This is a genomic window from [Clostridium] ammoniilyticum (assembly GCF_025566905.1).
Classification (GTDB): Bacteria; Bacillota_I; Bacilli_A; order Erysipelotrichales; family Coprobacillaceae; genus Faecalibacillus; species Faecalibacillus intestinalis.
In genome coordinates, this window is sequence record NZ_JAOQJR010000001.1 from 243650 (window position 1) to 269262 (window position 25613).

23 protein-coding genes are annotated in these 25613 nt (G+C 30.5%); 21 read left to right on the top strand and 2 right to left on the bottom strand.

Going from position 1 to position 25613, the window contains the following annotated elements:
• Window positions 1-100 precede the first annotated feature (100 nt).
• Window positions 101-2227, top strand: coding sequence for an ABC transporter ATP-binding protein/permease (locus OCV55_RS01235; RefSeq protein WP_147579567.1), 2127 nt, complete (start codon window positions 101-103; stop codon window positions 2225-2227).
• Window positions 2228-2321: 94 nt separating this feature from the next.
• Window positions 2322-3527 carry an acyltransferase family protein gene (locus tag OCV55_RS01240; protein ID WP_147579568.1) on the top strand — a complete coding sequence of 402 codons (1206 nt, stop codon included), beginning with the start codon at window positions 2322-2324 and terminating at the stop codon, window positions 3525-3527.
• A 38-nt stretch (window positions 3528-3565) separates the two neighbouring features.
• Here the strand turns inward: OCV55_RS01240 and OCV55_RS01245 are convergent, their stop codons facing one another.
• Window positions 3566-4504, bottom strand: coding sequence for a hypothetical protein (locus OCV55_RS01245; RefSeq protein WP_147579569.1), 939 nt, complete (start codon window positions 4502-4504; stop codon window positions 3566-3568).
• 215 nt (window positions 4505-4719) lie between these two features.
• Window positions 4720-5421, bottom strand: a complete 702-nt coding sequence (locus OCV55_RS01250) for a LytR/AlgR family response regulator transcription factor (RefSeq protein WP_147579570.1) — start codon at window positions 5419-5421, stop codon at window positions 4720-4722.
• Window positions 5422-5559: 138 nt separating this feature from the next.
• Between OCV55_RS01250 and OCV55_RS01255 the strand changes: the two genes are divergently transcribed.
• From OCV55_RS01255 to OCV55_RS01345, 19 genes are all read left to right on the top strand, one after another.
• Window positions 5560-6117, top strand: a complete 558-nt coding sequence (locus OCV55_RS01255) for a Sir2 family NAD-dependent protein deacetylase (protein ID WP_147579571.1) — start codon at window positions 5560-5562, stop codon at window positions 6115-6117.
• Between the two features lie 22 nt (window positions 6118-6139).
• Window positions 6140-6451, top strand: a complete 312-nt coding sequence (locus tag OCV55_RS01260) for a DUF3784 domain-containing protein (protein WP_147579572.1) — start codon at window positions 6140-6142, stop codon at window positions 6449-6451.
• Between the two features lie 51 nt (window positions 6452-6502).
• Window positions 6503-6958, top strand: coding sequence for a hypothetical protein (locus tag OCV55_RS01265; protein WP_032090442.1), 456 nt, complete (start codon window positions 6503-6505; stop codon window positions 6956-6958).
• A 28-nt stretch (window positions 6959-6986) separates the two neighbouring features.
• Entirely contained in the window at window positions 6987-7886 is a 900-nt protein-coding gene (locus OCV55_RS01270; RefSeq protein ID WP_394802842.1) for a hypothetical protein, read from the top strand.
• A 64-nt stretch (window positions 7887-7950) separates the two neighbouring features.
• Window positions 7951-8223 (top strand): GNAT family N-acetyltransferase, encoded by a 273-nt coding sequence (locus tag OCV55_RS01275; RefSeq protein WP_032090440.1) that lies wholly within the window; start codon window positions 7951-7953, stop codon window positions 8221-8223.
• Between the two features lie 126 nt (window positions 8224-8349).
• A complete protein-coding gene (gene rpsU, locus OCV55_RS01280) occupies window positions 8350-8529 on the top strand; it encodes a 30S ribosomal protein S21 (RefSeq protein WP_022002829.1) in 180 nt (59 codons plus the stop codon).
• A 120-nt stretch (window positions 8530-8649) separates the two neighbouring features.
• Window positions 8650-9912: a dihydroorotase gene (locus OCV55_RS01285; RefSeq protein WP_032090439.1), complete on the top strand. Its 1263-nt coding sequence runs from the start codon at window positions 8650-8652 to the stop codon at window positions 9910-9912.
• 9 nt (window positions 9913-9921) lie between these two features.
• The gene (locus OCV55_RS01290; RefSeq protein WP_032090438.1) at window positions 9922-10674 is read left to right on the top strand and encodes a dihydroorotate dehydrogenase electron transfer subunit; all 753 of its coding nucleotides are present in this window, start codon (window positions 9922-9924) and stop codon (window positions 10672-10674) included.
• Complete coding sequence (locus OCV55_RS01295; RefSeq protein ID WP_032090437.1) at window positions 10667-11584, top strand: dihydroorotate dehydrogenase; 918 nt, start codon at window positions 10667-10669, stop codon at window positions 11582-11584. Before OCV55_RS01290 ends, OCV55_RS01295 begins: the two co-directional genes overlap by 8 nt.
• 73 nt (window positions 11585-11657) lie before the next feature.
• Complete coding sequence (locus OCV55_RS01300; protein WP_147579573.1) at window positions 11658-13808, top strand: ATP-dependent helicase; 2151 nt, start codon at window positions 11658-11660, stop codon at window positions 13806-13808.
• 70 nt (window positions 13809-13878) lie between these two features.
• Window positions 13879-15873 (top strand): NAD-dependent DNA ligase LigA, encoded by a 1995-nt coding sequence (ligA, locus tag OCV55_RS01305; RefSeq protein WP_147579574.1) that lies wholly within the window; start codon window positions 13879-13881, stop codon window positions 15871-15873.
• 36 nt (window positions 15874-15909) lie between these two features.
• Window positions 15910-16956, top strand: a complete 1047-nt coding sequence (locus tag OCV55_RS01310) for a CamS family sex pheromone protein (RefSeq protein WP_107028963.1) — start codon at window positions 15910-15912, stop codon at window positions 16954-16956.
• A 41-nt stretch (window positions 16957-16997) separates the two neighbouring features.
• Entirely contained in the window at window positions 16998-17726 is a 729-nt protein-coding gene (locus OCV55_RS01315; RefSeq protein ID WP_119363627.1) for a hypothetical protein, read from the top strand.
• Window positions 17727-17757: 31 nt separating this feature from the next.
• Window positions 17758-19110 carry a 23S rRNA (uracil(1939)-C(5))-methyltransferase RlmD gene (rlmD, locus tag OCV55_RS01320; RefSeq protein WP_147579575.1) on the top strand — a complete coding sequence of 451 codons (1353 nt, stop codon included), beginning with the start codon at window positions 17758-17760 and terminating at the stop codon, window positions 19108-19110.
• 281 nt (window positions 19111-19391) lie between these two features.
• Window positions 19392-20009 (top strand): hypothetical protein, encoded by a 618-nt coding sequence (locus OCV55_RS01325; protein ID WP_147579576.1) that lies wholly within the window; start codon window positions 19392-19394, stop codon window positions 20007-20009.
• A 151-nt stretch (window positions 20010-20160) separates the two neighbouring features.
• On the top strand, window positions 20161-20850 hold the full coding sequence (locus OCV55_RS01330) for a response regulator transcription factor (protein ID WP_117813163.1): 690 nt from the start codon (window positions 20161-20163) through the stop codon (window positions 20848-20850).
• The gene (locus tag OCV55_RS01335; RefSeq protein ID WP_394802843.1) at window positions 20847-22091 is read left to right on the top strand and encodes a sensor histidine kinase; all 1245 of its coding nucleotides are present in this window, start codon (window positions 20847-20849) and stop codon (window positions 22089-22091) included. Before OCV55_RS01330 ends, OCV55_RS01335 begins: the two co-directional genes overlap by 4 nt.
• A gap of 115 nt (window positions 22092-22206) precedes the next feature.
• Window positions 22207-22881, top strand: coding sequence for an ABC transporter ATP-binding protein (locus OCV55_RS01340; protein WP_005340169.1), 675 nt, complete (start codon window positions 22207-22209; stop codon window positions 22879-22881).
• Window positions 22878-25322, top strand: a complete 2445-nt coding sequence (locus OCV55_RS01345; protein WP_147579578.1) for an ABC transporter permease — start codon at window positions 22878-22880, stop codon at window positions 25320-25322. The genes OCV55_RS01340 and OCV55_RS01345 overlap by 4 nt, the downstream gene beginning before the upstream one ends.
• Window positions 25323-25613 lie beyond the last annotated feature (291 nt).

The following is a 25613-nucleotide window of genomic DNA, read 5'->3' on the forward strand; positions in this document are numbered from 1 at the left end:
AACCTCTTAATCACTAAATCATACCTGTTGAACAAGTTGAATTTACTCTATAAAACCTCTTTTATATAATGAAATTACATTATTAAAGGAGGTTTTATTTATGTTGAACTTGAATAATATTACAAAAAGACATGGTGAAAAAGTTATCTTTAAAAATATGAATATTCAATTTGATAATACTAATGAAATTAATGGAATTATAGGAAAAAGTGGAAGTGGTAAATCTACATTGTTTAATATTCTTTTTGGTTTAGATACTGACTATGAAGGGACATATAAAATTGAAAATAAAGATGTTAAATCTTTTAATAATAATCAATGGGATAAAATAAGAAAAGAGGATATTCATATTGTTTTTCAAGATTTTAAATTAATTGATAATTTTACAGTATTAGAAAATTTATTACTTACTCTTAATTGTAAAGAGGATATAGCAAGAAGTGCATTAAAAAAACTAGATATTTTAAAATTAGAAAATACAAAAGTAAAAAATATAAGTGGTGGTGAAAAACAACGACTTGCACTTGCAAGAGCCATTATAGGAAATCCTAAAGTATTATTATTAGATGAACCAACTGGAAATTTGGATGATGTACATGCAAATATGATTATGGAGTGTATACAGTCATTAAAAAATGAACGTATGATGATTTTTATTGTAACGCATGATCATCGCATTATTGATTATTGTGATAATATTTATATTTTAGAAAATCATAATATTCATTTGAAAAAGAAAATAACTCAATCTAATGATAGTTTATTAGAAAACAAAATGGATATTTATTCTAAAAAGAAAAACAATTGGCGATATGTATTTAAATCTATTCAAAGAAACATAAAGGATCTAGTTGTTAATTATATTCCAGTTTCTATTATTTTTATGTTATTTATTACCATTTTTTTGTTTCTTTACAGTATTTCTATTAATGATCTTTATGAATTTTATTCAGGGATTGATAATAAAACAATTTATGTATCAACAACGCATTATACAAAAAAATACTTAAATGAATGTTCAAAAAATAATTATGTTATTATTTCAAATGATGGTAAAAGAATTAGTTTTTCAAACAAAGATTTAGAAGATGTAAAAAATATTTCAGGAGTTAAAGAGGCTAAATTATATAACGGTAATGTCGAAACAAGTAACGATAGTAAAGGAAACGGACTTAATCTTGTTTTAGATAAGAATTCATTTTCAAATAAAATTAAAAAAACCAAAAGCTATATGCATTTTCCAGATAAAATTCAAATGGAATTTAAAACATTGACGGTTCCTTATCCTTATATCAAACATTATAATCCAAAGCGTGTAGAACTTCTTTATGGGAATTATCCAATAAAAAATGAAATTCTAGTTCCTGATTTTCTTGCTTATAATTATCTGAAAAATGAAAAGATAAATACACTTGTTGGTCAATCAATTGAATTACCAATTATTAACGAAAAAAGAAATCAAGAAAATCAAAAATACAAAGTGTCAGGTATTTATAAAACGAATTATGAAAATAATCTTGGATTAACAGAATATATTTATACAAGTTATCAAAATTATGATTTCCTAGAACTTTTTCAAACACAAGAAAGCTACAATAACCAAGTAAATGATTTTAACCAAGAAAATAGAACACATGATATTAATAAAACAGTTTTTAAAGATTATAATTCTTATTTAGAAGCAGTAGGAACAGGACTTGATGACATGGTGATTGTTTGTAAAGAAACAAAGAATATAAAGAATGTAACAAAGCAATTAAATAATTTGTTTCCGCATCTTCGTTTAATGTCACAATATGAATTCAAAAACGGTGAGTTTAGAGATTCATATATCCAAACTGTCTTAATTAATGTTGGAATTATGATTCTAGTCGTAGGTATATTAGGTATTATTATTTTGTTTTTAAATAAGGGATATATTAGAAAGCGTAATAAAGAACTTGCTATTTTATATGCTTTAGGTAGAAGCAAAAAAGATGTGATAGTTATTATTCTATTAGAACATTTATTGATTTCAACAATTTCTTTTATTATTGGATATCTTTGTTTATGGATGATAAGAATGTCTTATTTGAAATATATTTCAACATTCAATTTTTTATCATTGATGTTTAATGGAAATGTTATTTTCTATATTTATTTATATGTTATTTTAATGACTTTTATCTCTGTTATTTTTTCTATTCATGGTATTAATAGAAAAAAACTCAATGAGTATTTAAAATAGTCTACAAACATCTAGAGTTATAAAACAACGCTAGATGTTTTTGTATTGTACACATAAAAGATCCCTTATATAATAAGGGTTAAGAGGATAAATTATGAAATTGAAAAACAAATTATTTATTATATTCATTATGACTCTATTGATTTTCTTTTTAAGAATCATTAATGTATTACAGTATGAAAATGAACTAGCCAATCCATTTGTAATGGTAAGCATGATTGCTTTTTTTAGTTTTATTACTATTTCCATCCAAGAAAACATAGATCATAATTATCAACAACAAAAAGTCTATTATCAAAATTTGAATATTTTAAAATACATATTATCTATTTTGGTCATTATTTTACATTTAAGACCATTTCTTCATTATTCCAATGAATTAGACTTGGCTTTTAATAATATTGTATCAAGGATCTGTGTTCCTATGTTTTTTATTATCACAGGTTATTTTGTGGCAAAAAAGGAAAAAGAGAAAAGTCATTATATTGATACTTACATCAAACGTACAATACCGCTTTATTTAACATGGAGCTTGATCTATTTACCTGTTATTTTAATGACAGCTATTCAATATTTACCAACAATTAATGAATATCTAGTAAAAATAAATGTTCCTATACTATTACTTATTTTGTTAGTGATTGTATTATTGCCGATTCTATTGATTATTACGTTATGTTATAGTGGTGTATATTATCATTTATGGTATTTTCCAGCCGTGATGTTATCTTTATTTGTACTAAAAAAATGGAAAGAAAAATATAAATTAAATTATTTATTCATCATTTCTTTCTTTTTATTGTTGTTTGGAGCGACGGAGACGTATTATGGTGTGTTGCCACTATCGATTAAAGAACTCGTTACATATTATTATAATATCTTTTTTACAACACGTAACTTTTTATTTTTTGGATTGTTTTATGTTGTACTAGGATACAAAATGGGTTCAAAAGAGAAAACGTATACAAAGAATTGTTTTGTTAAATTAATTATATCTTGTTTTTTCTTGGCCTTTGAAGCTATTATCTTACATGATTTTCATAGATTAGATAGTAATATATTGCTTTCGTGTATACCAGTTACTTATTATTTGTTTATTTCTACAATTTATACAACAAATCATATAAATTTAAAAATAAAATGGAATCAGTATTCTAAATATTATTATTTGTTTCATCCTATGATTATTTTTATTGTTTCATTGATTTTTAAGGGAGTTAACCAATTTCCAATACTAAATATAAGTATTGTTTTAATGCTGACACATATTTTATCATTAGTAATGATAAAATATAATTAGAAAAAGTATGTAAGTAAAAAGTAGTCAAATTTGATTGACTACTTTTTCAATGCAAGAAAGATACTAGTATATTTTGAATTTATACTTTTTATTTTTAATGAAAAGGAAGTCCTTTTTAAAATATGATTTAAAACATTTTGAATGCTTTCTTCATCAAGTTTTGAACAAGGAAATACAACCTTCAATAAAGAATATTCTTGATTTTGTTTAGCGTTAACAAGAATGTATTTATTTTGTGTTTGGTTGTTTATACAATTTTTAATTGATAAATCTAATAAGTATTCAAAGAGTTCAAATTGTACTTGTAAGTCTAATATATCAAAATTTGTTTCAACGGTTGTTTTAATATCAATGTTATTTTCAATGAGCGTATGAAGATGATTGTTGATGACATAATTTAAAATGATGGAATTACTATAAATAGCATTGAATTCTTTGAAAGTTTTATGAGTCAGATGCTCTAAAGTTTCTTTTGCTTCTAAATAGTTGTCATTGTTAAGTTGAGTATTAAGTGCATTACATGTATGAAGCAAGTCATGTAAAAAATTAAAATTATATTTATAATGTTGTTCTAGTAATTGGTAATTTGAATTCATTATTTTTTCTTTTTGTAATGCATAGAGATAGTTGATAAGAAGTAAAGACATCACAAAAAATAATAAGTTTAATAATGTTAAGGAAATAAAATAAATGATTTCATCAAATGTTATAGAGCCTATAAATTTATAATTAATATCAGCAGATAAATAAATCGTAATTAAAGGAAAAATAAAAATGAAATAGGTATATTTTGACAAATAGATTTGTTTTATGCGTTTTATAATAAAAATATAAGAATGAATGAACAAAGCAATAAATAAAACAAATAAGATAATTTCAATAATAACAAGTGTTGTAACTGTTGAATGATACAAAGTAAAACAATAGGTTATAAGAATTTCTAATAGTATTTGAATGATATAATAGGGAATAATCATAATCAATTTTTGAATACATTGGCCTTTATATAAAATAAAAATAGAGAGGATATACAGTATTAAAATAAAAAAATAGTTAAGATTATAAGTAATAAAAATTAGTAAAATGACTACTAAGATTGAAAATGTTAAAGTTTTATTTTTTCTATACCTCGCATTAAAAAAAGAATTTGTTAAAGTTATTAGTATTAAAAAAGAAAGAATATTAAAAATTATCATAATGTATCTTGTAAAAAATCTAGATATTTTGTTTCAAATTCTTTTTTATAATGTCTCGATAGTGGAACTATATCATCATTGATCATTTTTAAATCGTTTTTGTATAATGCTACAACATATTCTAAATTAACTAAAAATGCCTTATAGGAATAAGCAAAAGCAAGAGAATTAAGTTTTTCATACCAATATTTTAATGTACAATTAGTATCTATTTTTTTACCATTTATTTGATGAATTACTGATTTTCTATTAATGAATTCAATATAAATAATATCTTTAACATAGATTTTGTAATTACATATATTTTTATCAAAAAAGTAAATATTATCTTTATTGTATTTGTTTATGACAAAATCTATTTCAATATTAAATTCTTGTTGATTGATAGGTTTGATAAAATATCGATCAGCATTAATTTTATAACCATCAATAGCGTATTTAGCGTAGTTTGTTGTAATCATGATGCGGCAATCATGATTGCTTTTCTTTAATTCCATTCCCAAATCAATACCATTATCTTCATCTAATTCTATATCTAAAAAGAGTAGATTATATTGTTGAATTGTTTTTAATAACTCTTCTTTGTTTTTACATCTATGAATATGATAATCAATATTCTCTTTTGTAAAATAGTTTTTTATACAAGAAGTTAGATGATTGAAATCATCATCATTATTTTCAAAAATAAGAATATTCATAAAGAAAACCTCCTTTTAATTATTTTAACAAATAAAAAAATGAATAGATAGATGTAGAAAAATATAACTTTAAATATTTTCAAACATTACAACTATAAATATATGATATAATTTTGTTAAGTTAGGGAGATGATTCAAATGAAAATAATTGCATTTACAGGAGCAGGAATATCAAAACAAAGTAATATTCCAACATTTATGGAAAGACCAGATGTAAGAGAAAAATTATTTAGAAGTTATGCCAATACACATCATGAAGAATATAATGAAGTTATTAAACAACTTAAAGCCAATATGAATGGTGCTAAACCCAATGATGCTCATATTGCTTTGGCTGAATATCATGTACCAATTATTACTATGAATATTGATGGATTGCATAAATTAGCTGGAAGTGATGCTTTAGAATTACATGGTGGTTTACCAGAAGATGATGAAATGGATATTGCGTATTCTTTATATAATAAACCAGTACTTTATGGTGATCCAGCACCAAATTATCAAAAGGCTTATGAAATGGTTTATACATTACAACCAGGAGATATCTTTTTAGTAGTAGGATGTTCATTTCATACAGGAATATCTGTTGATTTAAGAGAAGTTGCGAAAGCTAGAGGAGCAAGAATTATCGAAATACAAGAAGATGCTGCTCATAATGTAAGAAAAGTATTAGAAGAATTATTAAATAATAATTAACTTTTAATGTAGAATAAAAGGAATGGAGGAAATTATTGATATGCAAATGCCGGTATTGTTGTGTGCGATTTTATTAATAGTTATTTCTATTCCTCTATATTTTGGAAAAGGTTCAAATATGCTTGCTGGATATAATGATTTGAGCCAAGTTGATAAAGAAAAAATAAATAGGTTGAGATTATGCAAGATGTTAGCAATGACACTTGATATAACTGCTATCATTTTAATGTTAGGAGCTTATTCTATTATTAGTATGAATGATACAATAATTTTAGGTGTTATCACACTAATTGTAGGAACTATTTTGAGTAATGTTGTTTCCAAAAATAAGTGAATTAATTGCTATAAAAAATATTAGAAGAATTAATGAAAGGAAGATTAATTAATGAACTCAATTTTAATTAAACCACATCATTTTATTGATATTATTAAATTATACGGATCTGGGATAGATAGATTTGTTCCTGATGAAAAAATGGGACATGATTTTTATAAGGTTGCTAATGAAATAATCGATAACCCATCTATTGATTTAAAACTAACAATTGATGGAGATGACATTTGTAAACCTTGTAAAAAATATCATGAACAATGTATAGATCCATTAACACATATACAAGGATATACAAGTAAAGATGTTTATAATAAAACTTTAGATAAAAGAATTATAAAATTATATAACTTAAATGATGATTATTATACGGCAAAACAATTATGCTCTATAATTCAAAATAATAAAGAATATATCTTTGAAGTCTGGGATGAGGAAGATAATGAGGTAACACAAAAAAGATATGAATTGTTTTTACAAGGGGCTCATAAATTTTTAGATAACATTTAAAGAATAAATATAGGAAGAGGTGATAGATTTGTCAAAAAGGGAAAAAGCATATTTTCATTTACCAGGATTATTTGAATTTTATGAATTATATAAAGTCTTTTTACCATTATTCTATCATCATCGTGAATATTTTTATGATTGGTGTGAAATAGGTTCTATTTATGGAAGTCCTGAAGATTGCTTATGGGGTGGAGGACGTCTTGGTGAAGGAAATCAAAATCCTTATGAAGTTCTTTCACTTATGAATCAATATCATATTTCTTCGCGACTTACTTTCAGTAATTCATTACTTCAAGAAAAACATCTTCAAGATAAAAGATGTAATGATCTTTGTGCTTTATTTGAAAAAAGTGAGGTTCAAAGTGGGATTATCATTCATTCTGATTTGTTACTAGAATATTTAAAAAAACAATATCCACGTTTTTATTTTGTTTCTTCAACAACGAAAGTTCTTACAAAATTTGAACAATTAGTAGATGAGTTAAAGAAAGATGACTTTTTATATGTTGTCCCTGATTTTCGTTTAAATAAAGTTCAACAATTAGAAAATCTTTTACAAAAAGATATGGATAAAGTTGAATTTTTATGTAACGAATGTTGTTTTATAGGCTGCCTTGAACGAAAGAAATGTTATGAAACGGTTAGCCGTCAAAATCTTGGAGAAGATTGTTTAGATCATGTATGCAAAGCTCCGAATTTTCATGAGGGGTATCGTTTTTCTAAAGCTATGCAAAATTCGAGTTTTATCAGTGTTGAAGATATTCAAAATAATTATCTACCAAAAGGCTTTTCTCAATTTAAAATAGAAGGTAGAAGTTTAGGGAGTGCTTTAGTGTTAGAATTTTTACTTTATTATATGGTAAAACCTGAATATCAAATACATGTAAGAGAAGCTATTTATTTAGATAATATGTTAGATTTGTTTTAAAAAATAAGAAGGATAAAACATGTAAAGTGTATAAATTATTAAAGAAATAAAAAGGAGAACATATATGAAAATAGAATATAAAGAAGGTCTTATTGTTTTAAAAGATCAGGATGAAGAAGTCGGTTATATTAAATATGTTAGAAAAGAAGAAAATGTGATTGATGTTATTTCAACAGTTGTTCATGAAAAATATCAAGGTCAAGGAATGGCAGGAAAGCTTTTTGATGCTTTGATGGACTATGCAAAAGACAATTCTATGAAAATAATTCCATCTTGTAGCTATATTGAAAAGAAGCTTATGAAACTACCAAATTCGTGTGACTTTTTGCATAAATAGGGCAAAAAAGTATATTATACGCAAAAAATTAATATTTATGCGTAAAAATAACAATATTTTCTTGCAATTAGGAAAGATTCTCTATATAATACTTTTGTAAATTAAGAGTCAAAGGGGGGAATCATCATGGCAAAAACTGTAGTAAGAGAAAACGAATCTTTAGATGACGCTTTACGTCGTTTTAAAAGACAAGTATCTAGAACAGGTACCCTTGCTGAAGCTCGTAAAAGAGAATTCTATGTTAAACCAGGATTAAAAAGAAAATTAAAATCTGAAGCAGCAAGAAAAAATAATAAAAAAAGATAATAAAAATACAGCCTTCTTGGCTGTTTTTTTATGCCGTTTTTTCATTGAAAAAATAAGTATCATTTAGTATACTTTATATGATAAAAATAAAGATGTTTTTAATCGAAAAAGGGAGAAACTATGAAAACTGTATTAAAAAATGGAAATGTTTTTTACCAAAATAAAATTCAAAAATTAGATGTAGAAATTGATGGTGAAACAATTAGTCAAATAGGTCATGATTTAGATGGTGAAAATATAATTGATTGTACAGATCTTTTAGTAACACCAGGTTTTGTTGATCTTCATGTTCATTTACGTGAACCAGGATTTGAACATAAAGGAACTATTAAAACAGAAACTTTATCTGCTAAATATGGAGGATATACGCATATTGTAGCGATGGCTAATACAAATCCATGTATGGATGATAAAGAAACTATTGAAGATTTTATTCAAAGAGTTCAAAAAGATAGCTCTATTCATACATATACTTATAGTGCTATTACGAAAGATTTAAAAGGACAAGAGCTTGTTGATTTTAAAGAAAATAATGCTTTTGATATTGTACAAGGATTTTCTGATGATGGAAAAGGTGTTCAAAGTAAAGAAATGATGGCAAAAGCCATGAAAGAAGCAAAAGCAATCAATAGTATTATTGTTGCTCATTGTGAAGATGAAGGAGAACTTGAAAAAGGAGCATGTATTAACTTAGGACGTGTTTCTAAAGAAAATGGTCTTGTAGGAATCAATAATGCTTCAGAATATAATCATGCTTTACGTGATTTACAATTATCTAAAGAAATTGGTAATCGTTATCATATTTGTCATATTTCTACTAAAGAAACTGTGGCAGGATTAAGAGAATATCGAAAACAAGGACTTCCTGTTTCGGGAGAAGCTTGTCCACATCATTTGATTTTAACAGATGAAAATATTAAAAACTTAAATCCAAATTATAAAATGAATCCACCACTTCGAAGTAAAGAAGATTTAGATGCTTTAATTGAAGGACTTAAAGATGGAACAGTGACATGTATCTCAACAGATCATGCACCTCATAGTGATGAAGAAAAATTAAAACCAATTGATCAAGCACCATTTGGTATTATTGGTAATCAACATGCTTTTAGTCTTGTTTATACATATTTAGTTAAGAAGAATTTGTTAGATTTAGAAACTGTTTTAAAATGTATGACAGTCAATCCAAGTCAAGTGATTGGATTGGATCATGATATGGCTGTTGGTAAAAAAGCTAATATTGCTATCATTGATTTAAATGAAGAATATACGATTACGAGAGATAATATTTATTCAAAAGCAAAAAACACACCATTTTTAGATACAAAATGTTTTGGTTTAGTGAAGTATCATATTTTAGATGGAAAAATAGAAAAATTATAGGAGGAATTTATGAACTATCAAGGGTTAATGGAAATTACAAAAATTGAAAACATTGCAGATGATGTTTATGAAATGACTTTAAAAGGAGAAGGGGCTAAATATATTAGTCAACCAGGTCAATTCATTAATATTAAGATTAATGAAAGTTTACAACCTTATCTTAGAAGACCAATGTCTATTTCTGATTATGATGAAAATACAATTGTGATTGTTTTTAAAGTTGTTGGTCAAGGAACAGAAATTTTAAAGAATAAACAAATTGGAGATCAATTGGATTGTTTAATTGGTTTAGGAAATGGTTTTACTGTTCAAGAAGGAAAAGCTTTACTTATTGGTGGAGGACTTGGAACACCACCTCTTTATAACTTAGGTAAAAAATTAAAAGAAAAAGGTGTAGAAGTCACAACTGTTTTAGGATTTTCTTCTAAAAAAGATGTTTTCTATATTGATAAATTCCAAGAATTTGGAGATGTATTAATTGCGACAATGGATGGTTCTTTAGGTGTTAAAGGAACAGTTATTGATGTTATTAAAAAAGCTAATTTAACATTTGATCATTATTATACATGTGGACCTGAACCAATGTTAGATGCGCTTGCTTTAAATTATCCAGAAAACGGACAACTTTCTTTTGAAGCAAGAATGGGATGTGGTTTTGGAGCTTGTATGGGATGTTCATGTAAAGTGAAAACAAAACCTTATAAACGTATTTGTGTAGAAGGACCAATTTTATTAAGTGAGGAGGTTATTGTAAATGGTTAATTTAAAAGTTAAACTTCCAGGTTTAGAAATGAAAAATCCAGTTATTCCAGCATCAGGAACTTTTGGATTTGGGTATGAATTTACAAGATTTTATGATATTAATGTTTTAGGAAGTATCATGATCAAAGGAACAACGCTTGAACCGCGTTATGGAAATCCTTTACCACGTATTGCGGAAGGGCCAAGTGGAATGCTTAATGCAATTGGACTCCAAAATCCCGGTGTTGATGCGGTCATGTCTCATGAGCTAGAAGAACTTCGTAAATGTTATAATGATAAAGTCATCGCTAATATTGGTGGAAGCTGTATTGATGACTATGTTGAAACCGCAAAACGTATTTCAACACATGATATGGTAGGAGCGTTAGAACTTAATATTTCTTGTCCAAATGTTCATAGTGGAGGTATTCAATTTGGGACAAATCCACAAATGGCTGCGGATGTTACACGTAAAGTAAAAGCCGTTTCTCAAAAACCGGTTTATGTTAAACTTTCTCCTAATGTAACAGATATCGTTGAAATGGCAAAGGCTGTAGAAGAAGCTGGAGCTGATGGAATTACAATGATCAATACTTTAGTAGGTATGCGTTTTAATATCAAAACTGGAAAACCGATTATCGCTAATGGAACAGGTGGTTATTCAGGACCAGCTATTTTCCCAGTAGCTTTACGTATGGTTCATCAAGTAAGTAAAGCTGTTAAGATTCCAGTAATTGGTATGGGTGGTATTTCAAGTGCCCATGATGTTATTGAAATGATGGTTGCAGGCGCAAGCGCTGTGGCGATTGGTTGTCAAAACCTTGTTGATCCATATGCTTGTTATAAAATTATTCAAGATTTACCAAAAGAACTTGAAAAACTTGGTGTTGAAGATATTAATGATATCGTTGGCTTATCACATCAATATTAAAAAGAGAAATGAAAGATTTCTCTTTTTCTATCATTATCCATGTAATATAATAAGATAAATAGGGGTGAAATAAATGGATTTAGATACATTGTTAAATAAAAATCAAAAAGAAGCAGCAACGTATTTAGATAGTCACTTAAGAATTATTGCGGGGGCAGGTTCTGGAAAAACAAGAGTCGTGACTTATCGTATTGCACATTTAATACAGGATGTAGGAATTGATCCTCGTTCTATTTTGGCAATTACTTTTACCAATAAAGCTGCTAACGAGATGAAAGAAAGAGTGAATGAAGTTGTAGGTATTCATGGAAGTGGAACACTTATTTGTACGATTCATTCTTTATGTGTGAGATTTTTAAGACAACATATTAATGTTTTAAATTATCCAAGTAATTTTACAATTATGGATGAAGAAGATCAAAAAGCACTTATTAAAAAGCTTTATACACAATTAGAAATAGATGCAAAAGTTATTTCTATTAAAAGCATGATCAATACAATTTCTTCATATAAAACAGCGAGAGTTTCTCCACAAAGAGCTATTGAATTAGCTGGACAATTTTCAGGAGAACTCAAAAAAGCAAAAGTCTATGAAGCCTATGAAAACTATAAAGAAGATCATTTCTTATTAGATTTTGATGATTTATTATTAAAAGCAGTTTATATTTTGGATAATTATCCAGATATATTAGAAAAATGGCAAAGAAAATTCCAATATATTCATGTAGATGAATTCCAAGATGTAGGTGAAATTGAATATCATTTAGTTCAATTATTATCAAAATATGCCATTGTTTGTGTCGTTGGAGATCCTGATCAAACAATTTATAGCTTTAGAGGAGCAGATGTTCATTTTATTTTAGATTTTGATAAAGATTTCAAACCTAATAAAACAATTATTCTTGATCAAAACTATCGTTCAACTGGAAATATATTAAAAGTATCAAATAATTTAATTCGTAAAAATAGTCAACGTTTAGAAAAGAATCTTTTTACAAAGCAAACAGGTGGAGAAGATGTGATTCACCATGTTGCTAAAAGTGAAGAAGAGGAAGCTAATTGGATTGCTAATAAAATCGAAGATATTGTAAATAATCAAGATGGGGTTAATTATCGTGATATTGCAATTTTATATCGTGCAAACTATTTATCACGTACGATTGAACAAGTATTGATTCGTAAAGGAATTGATTATCGTATTTTTGGGGGATTAAAATTCTTTAATCGTAAAGAAGTTAAAGATGCCTTAAGCTATTTAAGACTTGTTTGTAATCAAGAAGATTTAGCGTTTGAAAGAATTATTAATACACCAGCTAGAGGTATTGGTAAAAAAACATTAGAAAATATTCAATTAGTAGCACTTAATCATCAAATTTCACTTTATGATGCTTTAACGCTTCATAGTGATGAAATTAGACTTTCTAATAAATCAAAAAAAGAAGTGCGAATTTTAGTTGAAGCAATTGAAAAAGCAAGACGTTCAACTTTACCATTACATGAAATGTTTGAAAATTTAATGATTGATGTTGGTTATATTGAAATGCTCAAAAATGATTTAGAAGATAATCGTATTGATAATATTCATGAATTACAACGTTCAATTTATGATTTTCAAGTTTCTCATGAAGATGCACCAACATTAGAAAATTATTTACAAGATATTTCTTTATATACAGATAATGATGCAATTGATCAAGGTCAATATGTTTCTTTAATGTCTATTCATATGGCTAAAGGTCTAGAATTTGATTATGTCTTTGTTTTAGGCTTATCTGAAGGAATTTTCCCAAGCTTTAGAAGTTTAGCTGAAGATGGAGATGATGGTCTTGAAGAAGAAAGAAGACTCGCATACGTAGCCTTTACAAGAGCGAGAAAACAGCTTTTCTTAACAGATAGTGAAGGATTTAGTTTTGTAACAGATTCACCTAAAATTTCTAGTCGTTTCATTGATGAAGTAGGAAATGAAGGAATTATTCATAGCGGAAGTAAGCCTCGTTTTAAAACAACAGATTATGTACCTAAACAAACAGTGTCTAAAGCAGAATTGATTGGGGATAATAAGGTTGATGATTGGAAAGTTGGAGATCTTGTAAATCATGATATTTTTGGTAAGGGTGTTGTTGTTAAGGTCAATAAGAATATTTTAGATATTGCTTTTGAACTTCCAGCAGGACTTAAGTCTTTAATGTCCAATCATAAAGCATTAAAAAAACTTACAAATTAGAGAATTCTTTGAATTCTCTTTTTAGTATTATTTTGTTATAATAAAAAAGATTTTAAAAAGGAGTAAGAATATGGATGATTTAAAAAGATATGAAGAATTAGTAAAAACAATTGAATATCATAATGATCGTTATTATAACCAAGACGATCCAGAAATAAGTGATTATGAATATGATATGATGATGAAAGAACTTAAAAAAATAGAAAAGGATCATCCTGAATTTGTCACACCAAATTCACCAACACAACATGTTGGAGGAAGTGCTAAAAGAGAAGCAGGAGTTTTAGTAAGACACCGTGTTCCTATGCTTTCTTTACAAGATGTTTTTTCTAAAGAAGAAGTCCAAGACTTCGTAAAATCAATGCAAGAAACATTAGTTGATCCTGTGTTTGTTGTTGAATATAAAATTGATGGTCTTTCAATGGCTTTAAGATATGAAAATGGTCTTTTAACAACGGCTATTACTCGTGGAGATGGAATCATTCAAGGAGAAGATGTAACCGTTAATGCTAAAGTAATCAAAGATGTTAAAAATAAATTAAAGGAACCTATTGAATATCTTGAAGTACGTGGTGAAGTTTATATGACAAATGAGGCCTTTGATAAAGTAAATGAAATTCAGGAGCTTAATAATAAAAAAACTTTCGCAAATCCTAGAAACTGTGCGGCAGGGACATTACGTCAATTAGATAGTCGTATTACAAAACAAAGAAATCTTTCTATGTTTATTTTTAATATTCAAGATATTCGAGGAAAAGAAATTACAAGTCATAGTCAAGGCTATGAATATTTAAAAATTCAAGGCATGAAGGTAATTGATAATTATCAAGTATGTCACAATTTTGAAGAAGTATGGAAAGCAATTGAAATGATTGGTGAAAGCAGAGATCAATTAGGCTATGATATTGATGGAGCAGTTGTTAAAATTGATAGCTATGCACAAAGACAACAATTAGGGCAAACAGCCAAAGTGCCTCGTTGGGCCGTGGCTTATAAATATCCACCAGAAGAAAAAGAAACAAAGCTTTTAGATATAGAACTTTCAGTTGGAAGAACAGGTAGAATTACACCAACAGCTATCTTTGAACCAGTCCGTTTATGTGGAACAACGGTTTCAAGAGCAACGCTTCATAATCAAGATTTTATTGATAGTTTAGATGTACGTCTTGGCGATACGATCATTGTTTATAAATCAGGAGAAATCATTCCTAAAGTTAAAGGTGTCAATAAAGATAAAAGACCTGCAGGAAGTGTTCCTTATCAAATAGGAAATACGTGTCCTGTATGTGGGGCACCAACGTATCAAGAAGAGGGGACAGTTGATATTAAATGTTCTAATCCTACATGTCCAAGTAAACTAGTTAGAAATGTTGTTAATTTTGTAGGAAGAGATGCCATGGATATTAAAGGTTTTGGTTTATCGTATGTTGAAACTTTAATAGATCAAGGGTATATTCATGATGTCAGTGATATTTATATTTTAAAAGATAAAAGACAAGAACTTTTAGATAAAAAGGTAATTGGTCTTGTTAAAAGTACAGATAATTTATTAAATGCCATTGAAAAAAGTAAAGAAAATGATGCAACGAAGGTTTTAACTGCTTTAGGTATTTCAAATATTGGTAAATCGGCTGCAAAATCTTTAATGAAGAAATTTAAAACGATGGATCAATTGATGAATGCTTCTTATGAACAACTTGTTGAAGTCAATGATATTGGTGATACCAGTGCACAAATTTTAATTGATTATTTTAAAGATGAAAAGAATAAAGAAATCATTCATAAATTAGAGCACTATGGATTAAAGATGGAAATTGAAGATACTCAAAGTTCATCTATATTAGAAAATATGACTTTTGTTGTTACAGGAACACTTCCTACATTATCTAGAAAAGAAGCAGCTACTTTAATAGAAAATAATGGTGGTAAAGTTTCTGGATCCGTTTCTAAAAAGACAACCTATTTATTAGCAGGGGAAAATGCAGGTAGTAAGCTTACAAAAGCACAATCTTTAAATATTCCAGTTTTAACGGAAGAAATGTTTATGGAAATGATAAAATCATAATTTTATGCTATAATGTGCCAAAAAAGGAGGGTGCTCATGAAAAAACTATTTACAGTTATATTATGTTTACTTCTTTGTACAGGATGTACGTCAAAAACAAGTAAAAAAGAAACAAAAAGTAGCCAAGATACATCATCTACTGATTCTTTAGATGATTCATTTTATCCTATTGTTAATTTAGGAACGAATCTTGTAAGAGAAACTTTTTATCAAGATTTTTCTTCCTCTGAAGATTTTCAAACAATAGGAAGAGAATTACAAGCTTTATCGACAGATTATTTCTCTACTTCAGATTATTATATGTCTGAAGGTCTACAACTTGTTCAAAATGATAAAAATCAACTTTTAAAGAAAGAAAAATATTCTTTACAACCACTCAATGGAGAATTAGTTGATGGTCAAGAAATTAATAAGATGGTAGAAAATATTAGTGAACAAGATTATTATGAAAAAAGTGGAGATAAGTATACTTTAAAAGGAATGTCTATAGCGATTATTCTAGATCCAAAAGGTGGAACGAATGCAACTTTATCTGAAGGAAGTATAGACAGTTATGCAAAAGAAACGATTTCTAGATTATATAAGTACTTACAAACAAAAAAATCTGTGAAAGATATTCCTACTTTTATTGCTGTTTATCGTCAAAATGACAGTGAAGAAAATAGTTATAATGGACGCTTTATTTATAGTAGTTATTGTCAAAATGGAAAAGTTGGAAATATTAAATCTTTAGATTATGCTACTTATATTTTTACAAGTGATGAAGCAAATAAAGCAGATGAAGCTCTATATTCACAATTTTCGGTTTTTAAAAACAATGTAAAAAATGCTTCAACTGAAGCTGTTGGTGTTGTAGGTTATGGGAAATATAAAGATGGTTCAATTCAAAGTTTAAAAATTCAAATTACTGCGAGTGTAAAAAGTTATACAGAACTTATTTATGTAGTAGAAACAGTTGCAGACCAAATGGATAATCATTTTTCTGGATTTGATAGTTATGCAGTGATTAATGATCAAGATGGATTGAAAGCTGTTGTGATTAAAAATGCTGGAAAGGATGCACAAAGTACATTGTTGTATTAATGATAGACATTTGATACAATGGTAGAAGAGAAGGTGAAAGAATGGCAAGAGAAAGATTTTCTTTTGATGATACAATCGAATTTGATAAAGATGAATTAAAACCAAATAATGATATTCATGCAAATCATACAGGGAAATTTACATTTGATGATGAAGTAAAGGAGAAAAAGGTGGCTAAACCAAAAAAGAAAAAGAGAAAGCTTAAAATATGGCATGTTGTTTTAACTTTATTTGTTGTTGCAGTAGTTGCTTTTTTCCTTTATATTTTTGTTTTTTCAGGAAATAATAATGGACCTGTTTATGGAGAAAGATGTGTGAAATTATTATCTGTTGATAAAAATGCAATTACTCAAGTTGAATCACAAATAGAACAAGATGAAAATATTCAAGATGTTGCAATTAAAGTTGGTTGTCGTACAATTAAGCTTACTTATCAATTATCAGATAATATTCAAGTTGATACTGCTAAATCTTTAGTTGAAAATTCTTTACATACTTTTGATGATGCAATGGGACAAAGTAAAGAAGATGGTGCTGCATGGTCACAACTTTTAAATAAAGCAAATGGACGTTTACAATATGATTTAGAAATTATTGTAAAATCTAATGGTGAAAGTGATTTCCCATTATTTGGAACAAAACATGCAGGTGTTGATGCAATTACTTATACAGGTCAAAATGTTAAAGATCAAGCATCAGCAGATAAAGCAATTCAAAGACAAGCAGAAGTCGATGCAGCAAATAAAGCTGCCGCAAATAATAATCAATAAACGAGCTCAGCTCGTTTTTTTGGAGGAAAAAATGAAGAAAAATGATTATTTTATAGGAGAATGTGTTGATCAATCTCATGATGGAAAAGGAATCGTTAAATATGAAGGATTTACTTATTTTGTAAATGGCATGATTACAGGGGAAGTTGGACAAATTAAATGTATTAAAATGTTAAAAAATTATGGGGTAGGACGTTTAATTGAATTACAAAAACCTTCACCTGAAAGAGTGAATCCTAAATGTCATATTTATCAAGGATGCGGTGGATGTCATTTAATGCATTTATCAAGTAAGGGACAACAAGAATTTAAAACAAAAAGAGTAAAGGATTGTATGGAAAGAATTGGACATTTAGAAGTTGATGTACAACCTTGTTTGATGCAAGAAGATCCTTGGTATTATCGAAATAAAGTTCAAATGCCTTTAGGTTATGATAAAAATGGTCAATTAGTAACAGGTTTTTATAAACAAAGAACAAACGATATTATTGCTTGTGATGAATGTCTTATTCAAAATAAAGAATCAAATGCAGTGATTCAAAGAGTGAAAGAACTCTTTGTAAAATATGATATTAAACCTTATGATAAAACAACACATAAAGGTAATATTAAACATGTTCTTACTAAAAAAGGCTATCACAGTGAAGAATTTATGCTATGTTTTATTACTTATCAAAAGACAATTAAACATATTGATCAAATTGTTGAAACACTTGTTAAAGAATTTCCACATATTAAAACCATTATTCAAAATATCAATGAAAGACATGATAATGTTATTTTAGGTGATGAAGAAAAGATACTTTATGGAAAAGGTTATATTTATGATACATTATTAGACAATCAATATAAAATTTCCTTAAAATCATTCTATCAAATCAATCCTATTCAAGTAGAAAAACTTTATCAAACAGCGATTGATTTAGCACATCTTACAAAAGAATCAACTGTTTTAGATGCGTATTGTGGAATTGGAACCATTACCCTTTCACTTGCAAAGCATGTAAAGAAAATCTACGGAGTCGAAGTTGTTCCACAAGCCATTGAAGATGCTAAAAATAATGCTTTACTTAATAAAATAGATAATGCAGAATTTGTCTGTGATGATGCTGGAAAATATATGGTTGAGCTTGTTAAGAAAAATACCCATTTAGATGTTGTTTTTGTTGATCCACCACGAAAAGGATGTTCAGAAGAATTCTTAGAACATTTATTACAGGCAAATCCTAAAGAAATTATTTATATTTCATGTGATGTAGCCACTCAAGCAAGAGATGCTAAGTATTTAAATGAACACGGGTATACAATTACACATTGTCAACCAGTAGATATGTTCCCGCATACTTTCCATGTGGAGACTGTATGTTTGCTGTCAAGAAAATAAAATTAAGTGCTGAAAAGTAGCGCATTTCCGGGCTTTTTGTAAGGTTGGTATCATCGTAAGAAGCCTTGCGGAAAGCTCGGTTTTCTTATATGGAAACATATCTACTTTTCTGCCTGGCTGGAGAAAAATTGAGTAGTTGGAGAATAGCGGTAGGGTTTAGGCTGTGGATTAGATATCAGAGGTTGTGGCACTAGGATTGTTGCCAGGGTCGACCGCAGTTCAAGCCACTCGATACTAAGTGGCATACTTGGCAGTGGAATAGATGACAGGAGGGTTTTGATATGGCAGAAAAACATACAGACGAGAAACTTTACAGAGTAGTTCGTAAAGATGGCAGTCACTTAAATACAAAGGTGAATCCGGATGGTACGAAATCTGCATTGCAATTCCCCGATGATAATAATGATTTAAATGGTCCCGTTGATTTGCTGGAAGTGGATGAAAAAGAATTAATAAGAACCGAATACATTTCTGTCCCACAAGCGGAGCGTTCTCTTGGAGAACGACTTATTGATGAGGTTGTTGTTCCCGTGATTAGAGATGCAACCACTCAGCTACTTGAGTGTGGAACTGAAAAAGCGGGGATATGGATAGAAGAGAAAGTAGTTCCAGTGGCAAAATCAAAAGTGAAGGCTGGGTGGGAAAATCTCAAATTGTTCATATCTGCAATAAAGGATTTTGATAAACCCATAAAAGCCGCTCAAATCGTCACTGAACAGAAAAACACCTTTAAGGCAAGTGAGATTGAAGTTGTTAACAAGGTTGAAAATCAGGAAGAGAAGAAATATGCGCTCTCCCTAGAGGAAGTAGAACTCTTATTAGATACAGCAAGGCGGAGCGCATTAATGATAGCGACAAGTTTAAGTATTCTCAATAATTCAGTTGTAATGGATGGATAGGTTACACTTTATTGGACAATTCTAAAGAGAACTGTTTATAATAAATAAAAATGAAATGAGGTAACCAAAATGGCAAGAGAAAGAAGAGTGCAATTGTGGAGGCATTGAAGCATTTTAAGATGAATAGTTAATAAAGGGAGGTGCAGGTGCTATGCCAGGTATACTCGTGGTTGAAGATGATGAAAATTTAAATCGTGGAATTACATTCTCACTGAAAAAATCCGGATATGAGGTTTTTTCAGCAGAATCAGTGAAAAAAGCGAAAAGAATTGCAAGTGATCATAATGTGGATGTTACCATTTGTGATGTGAATCTTCCGGATGGGAATGGACTGGAATTTGTAAGGTGGATGAGATGCAATTATAATACATACATTATTTGTCTTACAGCACTTGATCAGGAGATGGATCAGGTCATGGGATATGAAGCAGGGGCAGATGATTATATTACAAAGCCGTTTAGTCTTTCGGTACTTCTTTTGAAAATAGAAGCATATTTCCGCCGCAGACAGGAGAAAACGGAAGCCGAAAAGATGATTTCGGGAGATATCGTATTTATCGCAGGAGAAATGAAAGTCCTGATAAAGAGTCGTGAAATCAGTCTGACAAAAACGGAGTTGAAAATGCTGACTTTTTTTCTTCAGAATCCGAAACAGATTCTTTCAAAAACACAAATATTGGAAAATGTGTTTGATCTGGAAGGGGATTTTGTGGATGAAAATACAATCGCTGTCAATATCAGAAGACTCCGTAAGAAAATCGAAGACAATCCGGCTGCACCGGTCTATATAAAGAATATCAGGGGTCTTGGGTATATATGGAATCAGGAGGTAAGGCAGTGATAAAGAGATATCGCAAGAAGATCACAGTAGTGCTCTCTGTGGTATTGCCTGTCATAATATTGTTTGCAATATTAAATTGCTTTACCACGTATGTGTTTTATGAAGATTATAAATATAAAATGAATCTTATGACAGATATTGCTGCAAAGGAAGAATTTTCCGGGCTGGATGCTGTTTCGGAATTGCTTAAGGATAAGGATATTGAAACTAACGAACAGGGAAGGCGATTATTGGAGCAATATGGATACTGGGGAAATAAAGGGAATGCATTTTATTCGCAATTCTGGCATCAGGTTATGGTGACCGGTGCTGTAAGCACTGTGATATGCGTGCTTCTTTTTACTTTTTTACTTTATTGGAAGAAAAAAGAAGATGTGTGTCATCAGAAAATTTTAGATCAGTTGGAAGAAATTCTGATTAGATTCCGTGAAAATAAATTTGATGATTTACTGAAAACGGAAAATCACACAGAACTGGAAAATTTGAATGATCAACTTGAAGCAATCGGACATCATATTCAGTTGCTAAAGGAAGAAGCACGGGAAGAAAAAGAGAGCACGAAAGAAATGGTTTCTGATATTTCTCACCAGTTAAAGACACCGGTTGCAGCTTTAGATATATGCTTTAGTGTGCTGATGCAGAATGACTTAAGTGCCACAGAACAGGAGGAGTTTCGTGTCCGTTGTCGGAGTGCTCTGGATGGTCTGGAGACATTATTGCAGTCGCTTCTTGAAATATCCAAGATGGAAACTGGACTGATTCAGATGAATAAGAAAAAACTTCCGCTTATGGATACTGTCATATCTGCTGTGAACCGTACTTATCCCAAAGCAGATGAGAAAGAGATAGAATTCGTTTTTGACTATGAAAAAGAGCTGGAAACATGCACGATTATGCAGGATAAAAGGTGGCTTGGTGAAGCTGTTATCAACGTTCTGGATAATGCAGTCAAGTACAGTCCGTGTGGTTCAAAAATATTTATTCGGTTGCAAAAAAGAAACAATCTTGTAAGAATGGAAATTGAGGATCAGGGAATTGGTATTCCGCAGAATGAGTATCACAAAATTTTTCAACGATTTTACAGAGGAAGTTCCAGGGAGGTCATGGAAAAGAGTGGTACAGGAATCGGACTTTTTCTATCGAGAGAAATTATCGAAAAACACGCAGGTACGATCACGGTAACCTCCGGCAAAAAGAAAAAAGGAAGCACGTTTGTGATTCAATTACCATATGTTGGATAAATTTTAAGTGAGCAGAAATCTTACAATTTTGTAAGACTTCTGCTCGTTTTTTGAAAGTGAAATGAAAGATTGTCCTGATACAATTTTGATGTAGGATGAAAAGGAGGCAAAACACATGAGTGTGATATTAGAAACCAAGCAGCTTTGTAAGTTTTATGGCGCAGGTGAGAATCAGGTCAAAGCGGTCAATCAGGTGGACATTCAGATTGAGCGGGGAGAATTTGTTGCAATTGTTGGAAAGTCAGGTTCCGGTAAAAGTACATTACTTCATATGCTTGGAGGGCTAGACACCCCGACAAAAGGCAGTGTTACTTTAGCAGGGAAAGATTTATACAGGATGAAGGAAGATGCCCTTGCTGTTTTCCGCAGAAGAAAAATCGGATTTGTTTTTCAGGCATTTAATCTGGTTTCATCTGTTAATGTCTGGGAAAATATTGTACTGCCACTGGGGCTGGATGGAAGAAAAGTGGATGAAGCGTATGTAAATGATATTATTGCAACTTTGGGGATTGAAAACCGGATTTATAATCTGCCAAATCAGTTATCCGGAGGACAGCAGCAGAGAGTAGCAATTGCAAGAGCACTGGTGAATCGTCCGGAAATTATATTTGCAGATGAGCCGACCGGAAATCTTGATTCTAAGACCAGTGATGAGGTAATCGCTCTGCTTAAGATGACAGCAAAAAAATATGGACAGACAATTGTAATGATTACCCATGATGACGAAATTGCACAGGTCGCTGACCGTATTCTGGTGATTGAGGACGGACAGGTGGTGGATTTCAGATGAAGACAATAAGCAGGATTGCATATAGAAATGACAAAAAGAACAGGACAAGAAGTATACTGATCATGATAGCAATCTGTCTGACCACGATGCTGCTTGTGATTATCAGTACTGTGGGAAATGGAATGATCCGTTTGCAGAAAAGTCAGGCGGCAAGCTCATATGGAAGCAATTATGGTCTGTTTGTTTCCGCAGACGGATCGCAGTTAAAAGAAGTAAACCGCCGTGCGGAAATAGATGCTACAGGCACTATGTGCACCGAAGGTATCATAAAAGGCAATGAAAAAGGCGGGTTTGTCTGCATGGATGAGACTGCAAGAAAAATGCTTCCTTATAATAAAGAATATGAGTTGAAGGAAGGAAAGTATCCGGAAAAAATGCAGGAAATTGCCGCAGGAAGAGCATTTTTTCGTGCAATGGGGTATGGTGATGTAAAGATCGGAGATACGGTTACACTGGATTACCGCGCAGGGATGCAGTCAGAATATAAGCCGGAAGAATTTGTTGTCAGCGGAATCCTATATGATCGGGATGAGCATACCATCGAGGCATCTTATGTTGCTTTCGGGTCACAGGAGTTTTATGATGAGCACGTCGCAGAGAATGACAGACAGTATAATATTTATTTTACTTTAAATGATTCTGCAAATGTATCTATGAATAATATTGATTCGGTTATAAAGCAGATTGCAGCAGCTTGTGGGATCGAAGAAAAAAACGTTATAGTCAATGATCTCTATTTGCAATGGGTCTTGCAGCCGAGTTATGAAATGATTGCGGTATGTGGAATTCTGATTCTTGCAATTGTACTTTTCTCTGTTGTGGTCATTTATAATATTTTTCAGGTCGGTATTGCCAACAAGATACAGGAGTATGGAAAAATTAAGGCTCTGGGAGCGACAAAAAAGCAGATGAAACAACTGATCTTCAGAGAGGGCATTTTTTTGACATTTTTTTCAATACCAGTTGGATTGCTTTTTGGCTTTCTGATTGCAAAATGCGGTTTTAACTGGCTGGTAGAACAGGGAAACTTTGTATCAACCGGAACTGGCTCTATAGGAGTCCAAAATCAGCAGGTGCCACTATATTCTCTGCCTATTATGTTTCTATGTATTTTCGTATCATTTCTTACCGTTGCTTTGGCACTGCGTAAACCAATGAAAATTGTTTCACGGATTTCACCTATCGAAGCAACACGGTATTTAGAAAATACAAAAACACAAAAAAAGGGAAAGCGAATTGGCAGAAAAAATGTCACTGTGTTTTCTATGGCAATGGCAAATGTGACGGGTAATCCAAAAAGAACCATTGGTACCATCCTCACAATGGGGCTTTCTTGCACATTGTTTGTGATTATCTCTAATTATGTGGGAAATATTGACACGGAGCATGAAGCACGTCTTTCCGTTAATCATGGACAATTCGAACTGCAGCTTGACTATTCTGCTGAGTATGATGAAAGATATCCGAAGAATAATCTGGATACGATTCTGACGGACAATCCATTGAATGATTCGCTGATTGAAGAAATCAAAAGCATTCCGGGAGTGACAGATGTCATGACGAGAGAGATTGTCTCTGTAAATCTGAACGGAACGAGATTTCCGGCTACTATTGTGAGTAAAAAGGATTTTGATTTTATGCGCCAAGACGGGGATATTGGCTCTATGGACTATGAACAGGCGGTAAAGAATGGTGATATTTTCTTTGGCTGGTCGACGTGGATGGAACAAGATGGATATGCTCCGGGAGAATCCATTGCATTTGACTTTGAGAATGGAAGTGGAACCTATACCTATCAGGGAAAGATTGCAGGATCCTTTGTAAGTGCGGACACTTATCTTGTCATTCCAGAAGGTGTATACCGTTCCATGAATCTGAGAGGAACAGCCTATGGCTATCTGTGGGTGGACTGTGATAAAAAAGATGTAGCATCTGTGGAACAGAGTCTGAATACTTTGATTTCTAATGCTTCGCATATAAAAATGGATACCTATCATGCACAGTTACAATCTGCAGAATTAGCAGCTCGCATGATGAAGCTTGGCTGTTATCTGTTTATGGCGGTTGTAGGACTCATCGGTTTTATGAATATGGCAAACACCATGATCATGAATATTACGACAAAAAAGCAGGAATATGGTGTATTACAGGCTGTGGGTATGACAAATAAACAATTAAATTTATGCCTGCAGTTACAGGGACTGATTTTTACGGTTGGCACCATATGCGTAGCTTTGATCATTGGTCTGCCGCTCGGCTATGCACTTTTTTCCTATGCAAAACATAATGGAATATTTGGAATGAATATCTATCATGTTCCAATTACACCAATTCTTGCTATGATTTTGCTGGTCGGTCTGTTGCAGATTGTGCTTTCCCTCGTTTTAAGCAGTAATCTGAAAAAGGAAACGCTGGTTGAAAGAATAAGGTATGATGGATAGCAAGTAATATGTAATGAACTAGGTCTTAACGAAGAGGAGAAATAGATAACTTCCATTTTGTATGTATGATAAATCTAAACAGTATTTTAGCAACATTTCCTGAGTGGGGGCAGAAAGTGCCCCCACTTTCACTATTAGGGGCGAAAAGCGCCACCATATATCATAAATGATGGGTTCAAGGGAAAAATCCCTTGCTAGAACACCATTTGGATGGAGTTTTCTGTATATGGAAAAAAGTATGGGATGCTGGCAGAAGGAGATGAAGGAAAGCTGATCTTTTAGGACAGTCGT